Source organism: Qipengyuania psychrotolerans, assembly GCF_019711355.1.
GTDB classification, from domain to species: domain Bacteria; phylum Pseudomonadota; class Alphaproteobacteria; order Sphingomonadales; family Sphingomonadaceae; genus Qipengyuania; species Qipengyuania psychrotolerans.
The window spans coordinates 316,029-328,469 of record NZ_CP081297.1; the positions used below are offsets into that span (position 1 = coordinate 316,029).

The 12,441-nt window shown below is 60.9% G+C and carries 12 protein-coding genes; 1 reads left to right on the forward strand and 11 read right to left on the reverse strand.

Translation table 11 applies throughout. The features are described 5' to 3' along the window. Window positions 1-72: 72 nt before the first annotated feature. The 10 genes from K3166_RS01590 to K3166_RS01635 form a co-directional block, all read right to left on the reverse strand. Complete coding sequence (locus tag K3166_RS01590; protein ID WP_221422970.1) at window positions 73-1,944, reverse strand: ABC-F family ATP-binding cassette domain-containing protein; 1,872 nt, start codon at window positions 1,942-1,944, stop codon at window positions 73-75. A 500-nt stretch (window positions 1,945-2,444) separates the two neighbouring features. Beyond that, window positions 2,445-2,597: a cbb3-type cytochrome oxidase assembly protein CcoS gene (gene ccoS, locus K3166_RS01595; RefSeq protein WP_221422971.1), complete on the reverse strand. Its 153-nt coding sequence runs from the start codon at window positions 2,595-2,597 to the stop codon at window positions 2,445-2,447. Next, window positions 2,594-4,717: a heavy metal translocating P-type ATPase gene (locus K3166_RS01600; RefSeq protein WP_221422972.1), complete on the reverse strand. Its 2,124-nt coding sequence runs from the start codon at window positions 4,715-4,717 to the stop codon at window positions 2,594-2,596. Before K3166_RS01600 ends, ccoS begins: the two co-directional genes overlap by 4 nt. Further along, complete coding sequence (locus K3166_RS01605; protein ID WP_221422973.1) at window positions 4,714-5,157, reverse strand: FixH family protein; 444 nt, start codon at window positions 5,155-5,157, stop codon at window positions 4,714-4,716. Before K3166_RS01605 ends, K3166_RS01600 begins: the two co-directional genes overlap by 4 nt. Beyond that, window positions 5,154-6,758: a cytochrome c oxidase accessory protein CcoG gene (ccoG, locus tag K3166_RS01610; RefSeq protein WP_221422974.1), complete on the reverse strand. Its 1,605-nt coding sequence runs from the start codon at window positions 6,756-6,758 to the stop codon at window positions 5,154-5,156. Before ccoG ends, K3166_RS01605 begins: the two co-directional genes overlap by 4 nt. Then, the gene (gene ccoP, locus K3166_RS01615; protein WP_221422975.1) at window positions 6,739-7,665 is read right to left on the reverse strand and encodes a cytochrome-c oxidase, cbb3-type subunit III; all 927 of its coding nucleotides are present in this window, start codon (window positions 7,663-7,665) and stop codon (window positions 6,739-6,741) included. The genes ccoG and ccoP overlap by 20 nt, the downstream gene beginning before the upstream one ends. Continuing rightward, the gene (locus tag K3166_RS01620; protein WP_221422976.1) at window positions 7,655-7,819 is read right to left on the reverse strand and encodes a cbb3-type cytochrome c oxidase subunit 3; all 165 of its coding nucleotides are present in this window, start codon (window positions 7,817-7,819) and stop codon (window positions 7,655-7,657) included. Before K3166_RS01620 ends, ccoP begins: the two co-directional genes overlap by 11 nt. Then, window positions 7,816-8,568, reverse strand: a complete 753-nt coding sequence (gene ccoO / locus K3166_RS01625) for a cytochrome-c oxidase, cbb3-type subunit II (protein WP_221422977.1) — start codon at window positions 8,566-8,568, stop codon at window positions 7,816-7,818. Before ccoO ends, K3166_RS01620 begins: the two co-directional genes overlap by 4 nt. Before the next feature lie 12 nt (window positions 8,569-8,580). Beyond that, on the reverse strand, window positions 8,581-10,257 hold the full coding sequence (gene ccoN / locus K3166_RS01630) for a cytochrome-c oxidase, cbb3-type subunit I (protein ID WP_221422978.1): 1,677 nt from the start codon (window positions 10,255-10,257) through the stop codon (window positions 8,581-8,583). Between the two features lie 80 nt (window positions 10,258-10,337). Then, window positions 10,338-11,087 carry a helix-turn-helix domain-containing protein gene (locus K3166_RS01635; RefSeq protein WP_221422979.1) on the reverse strand — a complete coding sequence of 250 codons (750 nt, stop codon included), beginning with the start codon at window positions 11,085-11,087 and terminating at the stop codon, window positions 10,338-10,340. Window positions 11,088-11,180: 93 nt separating this feature from the next. Here K3166_RS01635 and K3166_RS01640 point away from each other — a divergent pair, with 93 nt between their 5' ends. Then, complete coding sequence (locus K3166_RS01640; RefSeq protein ID WP_221422980.1) at window positions 11,181-11,849, forward strand: OmpW/AlkL family protein; 669 nt, start codon at window positions 11,181-11,183, stop codon at window positions 11,847-11,849. An 87-nt stretch (window positions 11,850-11,936) separates the two neighbouring features. Here K3166_RS01640 and K3166_RS01645 read toward each other — a convergent pair whose 3' ends face one another. Then, entirely contained in the window at window positions 11,937-12,419 is a 483-nt protein-coding gene (locus K3166_RS01645; protein ID WP_221422981.1) for a hypothetical protein, read from the reverse strand. Window positions 12,420-12,441: the final 22 nt, after the last annotated feature.

Below are 12,441 nucleotides of genomic sequence, written 5' to 3' on the forward strand. Positions count from 1 at the left end.
TGAGCTGAACCCGCGAAAGGGAAGGCTGCGCGTACCGAGCAATATCGTCGAGGATTGGCGGCGAAAAGCGTTCTAGACCTGCTCGAATGCTTCGAGCGCAGTGCATGCGGCGAGCCAGGTTTCCTCAGCCTCAGCCAGGGTGTTCGCGGCTTCGGCTCGTTCCTTGAGGAGGTCCTGCATTGACCTGCCCGTCTGCCCGGCTTTCATTCCGCCATGTTCGAGGATCAACTTGTCGAGCTTTTCCACGTCGGCTGTCAGGCGCTCAATCGCTTTTTCTGCGTTAGTCACATCGGATTTTGCAGCGCGAGCCTGATTTTCGCTCGTTTTCCCGCGAGACCCCCGCGACTTTCCGCCGCCGCCGCGACGGTCGTCCTTTGGCTGTTTCCGGCCAAGGATGAAATCGATGTAATCCTGCATGCTCCCGGCGTACTCGCGTGCCGTTCCACCATCGACCAGGATCAGCCGATCCGCAGTCAACTCGACCATGTGGCGATCATGGCTGATGAGTATGACGGCGCCCGAATAATCGTTCAGCGCCTGGATAAGCGCCTCGCGCACGTCGACGTCGAGATGGTTGGTCGGCTCGTCGAGAATCAGCAGATGCGGGGCATCGCGCGTGATCAGCGCCAACGCCAGCCGCGCGCGCTCGCCTCCGGATAGCATGTCCACCCGCGTCTGGGCACGTGAGCCTGAAAATCCGAACCGCCCCAATTGTGCGCGCACCGCGCCTTGCGCCGCGCCATCCATCGCGCGGTTCATCAGGTCCAGCGGCGTGTCTTCACCCGCCAGTTCTTCAACCTGGTACTGCGTGAAATAGCCCACTTTGAGCCGGCCGGGCGCGTTTACCTCGCCCTCCGCTGCGGCGAGCTGGGAGGCGAGAAGCCGCGCGAGGGTCGTCTTGCCGTTGCCGTTGCGGCCCAGCAGCGCGATCCGATCGTCGGCTTCGATCCGGAAGTTCAGTCGGCGCAGGATCGGCGGCGCGTCACCATAGCCAACAGCCGCCTGATCGAGGGTGATCATCGGCGAGCGCAGTTCTTCTGGATCGGGAAAATCGAAGCTGAGCGTCGGATCTTCCATGAGCGCAGCGATGGGCTGCATCCGCGCGAGCATCTTGGCCCGCGACTGCGCCTGCTTGGCCGTTGAGGCCCGCGCGCTGTTACGGGCGACATAGTCTTGCAGCCTTGCACGCTGTGCATCCTGCGAAGCCTTCGCTGCTGCCAATTGCGATGCGCGTTCGGCCCGCTGCTTCTCGAATGCGTCGTATCCGCCCGGATACAGCGTAAGCTGGCCCCCCTGCAGGTGCAGGATGTGATCGACGACCTTATTCAGAAGGTCGCGTTCGTGGCTGATGACCAGTAGCGTGGCGGGATAGGATTTGAGGAAGTTCTCGAGCCAGAGAGTCGCTTCCAGGTCGAGGTGGTTCGAGGGCTCATCCAGCAGCAGGATATCGGGCTCGGAAAACAATAGCGCGCCCAGGGCGATGCGCATCTTCCAGCCGCCAGAAAAGCTTTCCACCGGGCGCTGCTGCATCTCTTCGTCGAAGCCAAGGCCGTTCAGGATCTTGGCCGCGCGCGCCGGAGCGCTGTATGCATCAATTGCCAGCAACCGGTCGTGGACATCGCCCAGCCGGTCCATGTCGGTGCAGGTCTCCAGTTCTTCGAGCAATTCCGCCCGCTCGGTGGCAGAGGCCAGCACGACCTCCTCCGGCGTCTTCGTCCCGCTTGGCGCTTCCTGTGCGATGTACCCGATCCGCGCGCGCGACGGCTTGGTGATCTCGCCCGCATCGGGTTCGATCTCGCCGATCAACGCCTTCATGAGAGTCGACTTGCCCGCGCCATTACGCCCGATAAGGCCCACGCGAGCGCCCACCGGCACTGTCGCGCTGGCGCGTTCGAGAATAGCTCGGCCGCCAAGCCGCACTGTGACACCGTCGATGGTAAGCATGCGCGCGCCCCTAACAGCCTATTTCCTTCCGTCCAAAGGAAATTGGGGGCCGCGCTGCGGTTGACCTGAAAGCACCCGGCCGCCTTCGAACCTCCACCGAATGAAGATGCCGTGGCAATAAAGGGGAGGCAGGTTTCGAATATAACTAGTAAAGGTCTAGAGGCTGTCCGGCAATTCACCGAAATCGGCGGCATTGTGATAGCTGGTGTAACGCGGGACCGGCGAGGCGAGCAGTTCTGGATGATATGGCCACATGAGGCCCCTGTCGCCTGCCTGCGCGGACCAGTCTTTGCGTTAGATCAATTGCCGACGTTTCGGTGAACCATTGCAGCCTTTTGCATGACACGGGGCTGTAAGGGGCGATTTTCGCTTCGGCAGCGGAATTTCGAGGACCGTGTTGCCTGCTCCGCTGCAAATTTGCGCAGCGAGCGAACGCGGCGCATCGGGCAGCGGCCCGACAATTGCGGGGATCAGCGACAAAACGCCCAGCACCGGCCCATTCATTGCTCATCGTCCTCTTCGTCGATCAGGATGCGCTGTGCTGACCCGTCGAGATCTTCGAACTGACCATCGCGCATGGCCCAGAAGAAGGTGGCCAGTCCCAGCAGTCCGAGACCGAGCGCAACAGGAATGAGGAGAAGAAGACCGCTCATTCCTGAAGCCTTGCGAGCCTCAATGAATTTCCGACGACCACGAGAGAACTGCCCGACATGGCAATGGCTGCGATCAGCGGTGTGACCAGTCCGGCCAAGGCAAGCGGCACCGCGCAAGCATTGTAAATCACCGCAAAGCCAAAGTTCTGCCGCACGATTGTCATGCAGCGGCGCGCATGACGGACGGCGAATGCGACCGGCATCAGGTTATGGCCGGTGAAAACAGCATCGGCTGCCTGCTGGCTCACATCACTGGCAGTGCCCGGCGCAATCGAGGCATGGGCTGCGGCGAGGGCAGGGCCATCGTTCATCCCGTCGCCAACCATCAGAGCCCTGTGTCCGCTCTTTCGTAGGTCATCCAGCAATTCGAGTTTGTCCTGGGGCCTTGCTTGGGCGCGCGCCTTGATCCCCAGGGTTGAGGCTATCTCATCCACGGCTCCGGCCTTGTCTCCCGATACGATCTGGCTTTCTATGCCAAGCTGCTCGAGCGCGCCGATAGTTGCGGCCGCATCGGCTCTCAGGGCGTCGGTGAAATGGATTACGTAATCGCGTGAGCCGACCGAAAGGCTGGTTGCCATCATGCTTTGGTCCCGTTTTGGTTTGGTCAGCGCTACGGGTTGGCCTTGCCACAGACCGCTCAGGCCGCGCCCTTCGATTTCCTCGACCGAGACCACGTCAGCCGGGGTCACTCTGCCTTCGCGAAGCGTGGCGGCCAATCCGCGGCTCAGCGGATGGCGGCTGCTTTGGGCCAGGGCTAGCGCGATGGCGCGCTCCTGCTCGCCAAGAGCCGAGATATCGGCCCGGGGTTCGCCAAGTGTCAGCGTGCCAGTCTTGTCGAACAGGGCAATGTCCACCTCGGCCAGACGCTCTAGAGCGCTGCCGTCCTTTACCAGCAATCCGCGTTTGATCAGCGCGCCTGAGGCGACCACTTGCGCGGCTGGGACAGCTAGCCCCATCGCACATGGGCATGTGATGATCAGCACTGCGATGGCGATGACAAGCGATTGATGCCAGCCTGCCCCTGCCAGCATCCACCCGGCAAAGGCCAGCAGGGCGAGCGAATGGACTGCCGGAGCGTAAAGCCGGGCCGCGCGGTCGGCGATCCGCACATAGCGGCTGCGGCCTTGGCCAGCATCGTCCATCAACCGCGCAATTTCGGCCAGCACAGTGTCGGCGGCCGCGGCGGTGATGCGAACCTCGAACGGGCCTTCCAGGGCCACCGCTCCGGCGTGGACTTGGGATCCTGTTCCGACAGCCTCTGGCACGCTTTCGCCTGTCAGCATGGCGTTATCGACCGCCCCTTCGCCTTTCTCGATCACTCCATCGGCTGCCAGCGATTCCCCGGCAGCCACCAGCATCAGCATTCCCGGCTCCAGGTCTTGTGCATTGACTGAGGTCGTGCCGCCGGTGCTCTGGATGACCTGTGCAGTCTTGCCCATTCGCGATAAAAGCGCTCCGATCCCGGACCGGGTCTTCTTGCGCATCATCGCGTCCAGTGCGCGTCCAGCGAGCAGGAAGAACAGCAACATCACTGCACTGTCGAAATAAGCATGTCCGCTACCAGCAAAGGTCTCGTACAGGCTCAACGCTGTTGCCAACAAGACCCCGATGGAAATCGGCACGTCCATGTTCGTGCGCCGATATTTCAGCGCCATCCACGCGGAAGAAAAGAATGGCCTGCCCGAATAAGCGATCACGGGAATGGCGATCAGCGCGGATAGCCAGTGGAACAGCTCACGCGTGACGCCGCCCGCGCCGGACCAGACGCTGACCGAAAGCAGCATGATGTTCATCATGCCGAACCCGGCAACTGCAAGCGCACGCAGCAGTGACCGGCTTTCCTTGTCGTCGATGGCCAGCGGATTGTCGGCTAATGTTTGCGCCTCGAAACCGAGCTTTTCCAGAGCATCTATCAAGGTGCTTTCGGGAAGCTCAGCAACATGGCGCACGGCTACATGCTTGGTGGAAAAGTTCACGCGAACCGTCTCGACACCCTCGATTTCGGCAAGGCCGCGCTCGATCTTGGATATACACCCCGCGCAGTGAATGCCGGGCGCAATCAGCCTGGTATCGACCAGTGCGGATGCAGTGGAAGCGTCGAGGCGAACTGGGGCGGTCACCCGATCCGGTCCTCGGTCGACCAGCTGTCTTGTCCGGCCTCGATGAAGACCCGTACGATCCAGCGGCCAGCGGGCAGTTCTTCCTGCGAAACGAGCCGGCCATCGGCGGCATTCAAAAAGCTGAGAGTACGAGTGTCGGGCTGGCCCAGTGGCCGCCTGATTTCAGCGGATATTCTGGCGTATTCAGGCACATTTGCAGTAGCCAGGGTGAGCCGGTCCCCGTCACGCGCCGGCTGGGCCGTCCATCCCAGCGCCTTTTGCTTTTCAGCCTTCTCCAGCCATCCGTTGAATTTCTGGCTGGCGACATAGGAATTTTCGACCACCACGCCGCTGAAGCTGCCGGATGCGACGGCCGCCATGGTGAAATTGACGGCGATCACCACGCCAAATCCGGCCACGAGAATGGCGGCCATTTTCCTGCCGGTGAATTCCTTGCTCATCGCGATACCTCCGGTGCATCGAAGCGGGTTTCGACGCGGTCACTTTCGCGCTGCTCGTCGAGCGAGGTAACAGTGAACGCAAACTCCTGTGTCACGGTGTCGCTCGGAGCCATCACATAGGCCCTGACAGTGCGGACCTGATCTGCAGCAACGGTGACGGTCTGGGTAGGCGCGGCAAGACTGCGTCCGATCGCGTCGGTCCAGAACACCGCTCCGGGAAGACCCTGCATCGTGATCTCCATGTCTCGCGGACGGCTTTCCATGTTGCGCAGCTTCAGTGTGAAGGAATTGCGCACTGCGCCGTCGCTCATCAGCATAAAGGGCGGGTTGCGATCAGGCGCTACGGATAGGTCCGTATGTGACCGCACCCCGAGCGCGAAGAGCATAGCGAGGCCAATTCCTGCCCAGATCGTGAAATAGATGATCGTGCGCGGCCTCACGAGAGAGCGCCACGGCGAGCGCGGCGTTTCTCCGGCGGCCTCGCGCTCGCAATCTTCGAGCGTTGCATAATCGATCAGTCCGCGCGGGCGACCGATGTCCTTCATCACCCGGTCGCAGGCATCGATGCACAACGCGCAAGTGATGCAGCCGATTTGCGGACCTTCGCGGATGTCGATCCCGGTCGGACATACCTGCACGCACTGGGTACAGTCGATGCAATCGCCGAATTTGTCAGGGTTCCTGGCATGCTTCTTCACGCTGCCGCGGGGTTCGCCGCGCCAGTCCTTGTACGTCACCATGAGCGATTTTTCGTCCATCATGGCCGTCTGGATGCGCGGCCAGGGGCACATGTAGATGCACACCTGTTCGCGCATGAAGCCGCCCAGTGTGACCGTTGTCAGCGATAGGATCGCAACCGTAATATAAGCAACAGGGGCCGCCTCGAGGGTGAAGAAATCCCGGAACAGGGTAGGCGCATCGGCGAAGTAGAGGATCCACGCGCCGCCGGTCAGAAAACCGATTGCGGCGTAGATCGACCATTTGAAACCGCGCCGCATGACCTTACCCCAAGTCCACGGTGCATTCTCCAGCCGAATGCGGGCATTGCGATCACCGTCCACGAGACGGTCGATGTGCTGGAACAGGTCGGTCCAGACGGTCTGTGGGCAGGCATAACCGCACCATGCGCGGCCAACTGCGCTGGTAACCACGAACAGGCCGATGCCGGCCATGATCAGCAAGCCTGCCACGAAGTAGAATTCGTGAGGCCAGATCTCGATGCCGAACATGTAGAAGCGCCGATTGGCCAGATCGACCAGCACGGCCTGGTCCGGGGCGTAGGGCCCGCGGTCCCAGCGCAGCCACGGCGTGACGTAATAGATCGCCAGGGTGACGATCATGATCAGCCATTTGAACCGCCGGAAGGGGCCATCGATGCGCTTGTTGTGCACCGATTGGCGCGCTTCATAGAGCTTTTCGGGCAGCCGCTGGTGCGGTGGTTCATGCGGTTCGTGGCGGCTTGTCGCCGCTTGCGGATCGGCAACCGCGCTGGACACCGGCTCGTTCGGCTTGGCGGCGTTGTCCTGAACGGTCACCGCCCAATCGCGCTTGGCCTTGCCGGGCCTGTCATGGCCGGATGCGTCAGGATTGCCCGTCGTCATCACCGTCCGCCTCGGGTTCGGGATCGCCGGATGTTTCCGGCTGCGTTTCTTCGCCTCCCCCGAGCGAATAGACATATCCCGTGAGCATCTTCACGGTTACCGGATCGAGCCTTTCTCCCCATGCGGGCATGGCACCCATCTTCGGGTTCAGGATCTGGCGCTTGATGTCTGCCGCGGTTCCTCCGCGCAGCCAGATCGCATCGTTGAGACGCGGCGCGCCCTGGGCACGATCGCCTTCTCCGCTCGCCCCGTGGCAAGCCAGGCAATTGTCGGCATAAAGCTGCGCGCCCACCGGATTGGATTTGGCTTTTCCGCTCAGCGACAGGACGTGGGCCGTCAGGGCATCGAGCTGAGCGTTGTCGAAGGCCCCGTCGAATGGCGGCATCACGCTTTGGCGCTCTTCGCTGCCGCCCGGCCTGCGTATGCCGCGATCGATAGAATAATGGATCGCCGCCAGATCACCGCCCCACAGCCAATCATCGTCGTTGAGATTTGGATAGCCAAGCGTCTGACTGCCTCCCGCGCCCGAGCCGTGACACTGTGAACAGTTGACCTTGAATGCCGCTGCACCCCCGGCAACGGCACGCTGCATCAGATCCGGATTGTCGCGCAGTTTGACGACATCAATCGCCGCCAATTGCTCGCGGAAGCTTTGCCGCGCCATGTCGGCGGCGCTCATGTCTTCGGCCAGATCGCCCCGGCTGGTCCAGCCCAGGATGCCGGCGGTAGCCCGGTCGATCATCGGCCATGCAGGATAGGCAATGACATAGCCGGCAGAAAACAGGATGCAGAGATAGAAAGTCCACAGCCACCAGCGCGGCATCGGCGTGTCCAGCTCCTCGATCCCGTCCCACTCATGCCCGACGGTTTCGGTGCCCGTGGGTTCGTCGATGCGCTTATTCACCATCTTCGTGTCCTTCAAAAATCGAGGTGGCCGCATCGCGGTTGCGCTCCTTGGCGCCCGGACGGAACGGCCACAGGCAAAGGAGCAGGAACAGCGCAAAGGTAACGATCAGAGCGTAGCTGTCGGCAAGGTGGCGCAGGCTTTCGTAGAAACTCACCGGCCTTTCTCCTGTGCAAGTTCCTGCTGGGCAGCGGCGCTGTTCACATCGACCAGCGTGCCGAGCATCTGGAGGTAAGCGACAAGCGCATCCATTTCGGTAATCCGGCTGGGATCGCCGTCGAAATCGCGTACCTGTGCCTTGGGATAGCGGCGCTGGAAATCTTCGAGATCGCCGCTGGCATCGGGGTCGGCCTGGAGGAACATGTCCATCAGGGCCTTGTCGATGTCCTCATCCGAATAGGGGACCCCGACCCGGCTAAGTGCGGTCAGCGTTGCAGATGGATCACCCATCGCAAGCTCGGTTTCCGCGAGGAACCCGTACTGCGGCATGACGCTTTCCGGCACCACGCTTTGCGGATTGATCAAGTGTTGTACGTGCCATTCGTCGGAGTAGCGGCCTCCGACGCGCGCAAGGTCGGGACCCGTCCGCTTGGAGCCCCACTGGAAGGGGTGGTCATACATACTTTCGGCCGCGAGACTGTAGGCGCCGTAGCGCTCAACCTCGTCGCGGAAGGGGCGGATCATCTGGCTGTGGCAGACGTAACACCCTTCGCGGATGTAAATGTCGCGTCCGGCCTGCTCCAGCGGCGTATAGGGCCGCATTCCGTCGACTTTCTCGATCGTGTTATCGAGGTAGAAGAGCGGAGTGATCTGCACCAGACCGCCGATGGCGACCGCGATGAAGGTGCACACCGCCAGCAGTGTGATGTTGCGTTCGAGTTTCTTGTGGCGTTCGGTCATGCTCATGGCAGGCAGCCCCTATTCAGCCGGAACGGCGCTGGGAGTGGGATCGACGATCGGACGGTCTTTATCTTGGTCGTAGGAGGCGCCGCGCATCGGCGCTTCTTCGCGCTGCTTGCCGGCCAGCGTCATCCAGATGTTGTAGGACATCACGAGGGCGCCCGAGAGATAGAGCAGGCCGCCAAATGCGCGCAGCACGTACATCGGGAACATCGCTGCAACGCTGTCGGCAAACGACCACACGAGATAGCCATCGGGGCCGTATTCGCGCCACATCAGGCCCTGCTGGATGCCGGCCACCCACATGGTCGCGGCGTAGAAAACGATGCCCAGCGTCGCGAGCCAGAAGTGCCAGTTGATCATGCGCAGCGAATACATCCGCTCCCGCTTCCACAATCGGGGCACGAGGAAATACACGCAAGCGAAGGTGATCATGCCGTTCCATCCCAGCGCGCCGGAATGGACGTGGCCGATGGTCCAGTCGGTGTAATGCGACAGGCTGTTGACGCTCTTGATCGACAGCATCGGCCCTTCGAAGGTGCTCATGCCATAAAAGGCCAGCGCCATCACCATCATGCGAATGATCGGGTCGGTGCGGATCTTGTCCCATGCCCCGTTGAGGGTCATCAGGCCGTTGATCATGCCGCCCCAGCTCGGCATCCACAGCATGATCGAGAAGACCATGCCCAGCGTCTGCGCCCAGTCGGGCAGGGCAGTATAGTGGAGGTGGTGGGGTCCGGCCCAGATATAGAGGAAGATCAGCGACCAGAAGTGGATGATCGAAAGACGGTAACTGTAAACCGGGCGTTCGGCCTGCTTGGGCACGAAGTAATACATCATCGCCAGGAAGCCCGCCGTCAGGAAGAAACCGACGGCATTGTGCCCGTACCACCACTGGATCAGCGCATCCTGCACACCCGCATAGGCGGAATAGCTTTTCGCACCCACCAGACTCACCGGCATGGCCAGATTGTTGACCAGGTGCAGCATCGCCACGGTAATGATGAAGGCGAGGTAGAACCAGTTGGCGACGTAGATGTGCGGTTCGCGGCGCTTGGCCAACGTGGCGACGAAGACGATCAGGTACGATACCCAGACCACGGTCAGCCACAGGTCGACATACCATTCCGGCTCGGCATATTCTTTCGACTGGGTGATCCCCAGCAAATAGCCGGTTGCAGCCAGCACAATGAACAATTGGTAGCCCCAGAAGACAAACCGGGCGAGGCCGGGGAATGCCAGCTGCGTACGGCAGGTGCGCTGGACGACATAGAAGCTGGTTGCGATCAGCGCGTTGCCGCCGAACGCGAAAATGACGGCGCTGGTATGCAGCGGACGCATGCGGCCAAAGTTGAAGTGCGGTTCGAAATTCAGCTGCGGGAATGCGAGCTGCAAGGCGATGAAAAGACCGGCGGCTAGCCCTGCCAGACCCCAGAACATCGTCGCGATCACGCCCCAGCGCACCGGATCGTCATCATATTTCGATGGACTGTCCGGCATCTTGAAAAAGCTGTTGAGCCTGGTGCCGGGATCGAAACGGGCGGCACTCATCCACATCAGGACGAAACACACCACGGCGACAATACCCGCGTGCGCGGCAAAGCCGCTGTCCGCAGCCGTGGCGACTACTCCCAGTGAGACCAAGAGCAGGACGAACCACAACATCGTGCGTCCCAGTGCGGTTTCTGCGTGCATACTACCTCCCGTGCAATCTCATGGCGCCTATCGCGCGCCCTGGGAGACAGCATTGATGTGGATCAAATTTGAATGAAAATTTACGCGGCGGCCGATAGATGGCCCGATCGCTTCTCGAGTTCGTCCATGCGGAGAAGCAGGACCGCCGATCGCCCGCGGGTCGTGATCAGGCCTTGTTCGCGCAGATGGGTAAATTGCCGACTGATGGTTTCTATGGTCAGCCCCAGGCTGTCCGCAATGTCGCGGCGGGACATGGGCAAATCGAGCTCGACGCCGCCGCAGCCCGGCTTCCCAATCCGCTCGGCCATCATCAGGAGAAAACTGCAAACCCGTTCGATGGCGGACTTGCGGCCCAGCGCGAGCGTCTTTTCCCGGCTTCGCTGAAGAGAGATCGTCGTACGCTCGAGCAATTGACCAAGGATGTCGGCCCTTTCCCCTGTAATCTCGAGGAAGGGTTCGTATTCGAGCGTCAGGAGTTCGCTTTCGACCAGAGCTTCAAGGGAATAGGAGTGCGGACCGCAGGCAGGCAGGGTCAGCAAATCGCCGGCGAAGTGAAATGCGACAACCTGTTCGCGGTGCTCGGAGGCGTGAGCGACCAGTTTCGTCGCGCCCCCACATACATAGACCAGCGTGGCGTTTTTCTGACCGCATTCCAGCTGCTTTCCTGCAGCCAGTACCGTTTTTCGCGAAAGCGCGCGCACCGCGCATCGCATATCCTCAGGCAAGCTGGCGGGCAGAACGCGTAGTGCGAATTTGTCGAATGTGTCGATACAGCTGAGCATGGCGAACGTATCAACAATGCGGACGCCTGCTGCATTGATGCAAATCAAGGAAATGCGATTCCGCTTCCCGCATCAGGCCAGCGAACGCTGCAAGAACCTGGGCTGTATGGGACGGCCGCTGCAGCGTCGAAGGAACGCAAGATGAAGAAGTTGCTAGCTGGCGCAGTCGCAGGCGCGGCAATGCTCGCCTCGCCCGCTCAGGCTCAGGACGATACCGGATCCGTGCAGGTCAAGCTGATGGGCACCGCAGTGTTGCCCGACGGCAAAATCACGAGCTTCAATACCGACATCGTGGGTCTTCCCGCAGGCACTCAGACAGAGGCGAATGACAATTTCGTGCCGACCCTGGCCATCGAGTATTTCGTGACCCCGCAGGTGTCATTCGAGACGATCTGCTGCGTGACCCAGCATGATGTCGACGCAGTATCCGGCCTTCCTGACGCTGAACTGGTTTCCAATGCCAAGCTGATCCCGGCCACGCTGACCGCCAAATATCACTTCGATGCCGGAGCGGCGAAACCCTACGTGGGCGTCGGCGGCGCCTACTTCCTGTGGGTGGCCGACGATCCGGGTGCAGCCACTCTCCCGCTAGGCGTCACTGACACCGATCTGTCGAATGAGCTTGGCTTCGTGCTGCAGGCGGGTGTCGACGTCCCACTCGGCGATCGCGGGCTTTGGCTCAGCCTTGATGCGAAGCGGTATTTCGTCGACACGACGGCGCGCTGGTTCGCAGGCGATACGCTTGCGATCGAAACCGAGCACAAGCTTGACCCCTGGGTGCTGAGCGCAGGGGCGGCCTGGCGGTTCTGACTTGAAGCCTTGGGCCGCTTTCCACCAGAGGGCGGCCCACCGAACCTTTCACACTTGGCCCTTTAAGAAGGTTGCGGCCGTATTGGCTCATAAACGGTGGCAGATCACCAGAACGCGCATGACTGATGGATCGTTGCTAAACACTTCGGTTGCATGTCCCGTCGGCACATCGCGGAGAGCATCTCGAAGGTCGTCGGACAGATCCCAGGAAGGCACGAAGCGGTCAGTCTTGACGTCCGCGTCCAGCTCTTTTGCAAGCTTGTTCGCGTCAAGACACGAGCGGATCGCTTCAGTCTTTGTCTTGAATTCTTCCAACGGAATTCCTGCTGTTGCAACCGACAATTGCTTGAGGTGATAACTCGGATTAGCCGACGATCGCGCCTCCGGACTGGATTGACCAAATGCTGTGACCGGAACGAAGGCTGTCGCAATAGTTACCAACGCAATGGCAATGCGTCCCGGCTTACGAATCTTACGCATAATACTTCCTTCGATCGCTAAAACTATCCCATGAGGCGGCAGTAAAAGGCAGATTTTGTCATTAAAACTGCCGTTTTTCAAGATCGCCATTGTCTGAGCCTCTTACTTGCAA

Excerpts from the sequence above, each read along its gene's own strand:
- ccoG (WP_221422974.1), bottom strand. The coding sequence starts at position 6,758 with ATGACGACGGGCAATCCTGACGCATCCGGCCATGACAGGCCCGGCAAG.
- K3166_RS01590 (WP_221422970.1), bottom strand. The coding sequence starts at position 1,944 with ATGCTTACCATCGACGGTGTCACAGTGCGGCTTGGCGGCCGAGCTATT.
- ccoP (WP_221422975.1), bottom strand. The coding sequence starts at position 7,665 with ATGGTGAATAAGCGCATCGACGAACCCACGGGCACCGAAACCGTCGGG.
- K3166_RS01640 (WP_221422980.1), top strand. The coding sequence starts at position 11,181 with ATGAAGAAGTTGCTAGCTGGCGCAGTCGCAGGCGCGGCAATGCTCGCC.
- ccoO (WP_221422977.1), bottom strand. The coding sequence starts at position 8,568 with ATGAGCATGACCGAACGCCACAAGAAACTCGAACGCAACATCACACTG.
- ccoN (WP_221422978.1), bottom strand. The coding sequence starts at position 10,257 with ATGCACGCAGAAACCGCACTGGGACGCACGATGTTGTGGTTCGTCCTG.
- K3166_RS01645 (WP_221422981.1), bottom strand. The coding sequence starts at position 12,419 with ATGGCGATCTTGAAAAACGGCAGTTTTAATGACAAAATCTGCCTTTTA.
- ccoS (WP_221422971.1), bottom strand. The coding sequence starts at position 2,597 with ATGAGCGGTCTTCTTCTCCTCATTCCTGTTGCGCTCGGTCTCGGACTG.
- K3166_RS01605 (WP_221422973.1), bottom strand. The coding sequence starts at position 5,157 with ATGAGCAAGGAATTCACCGGCAGGAAAATGGCCGCCATTCTCGTGGCC.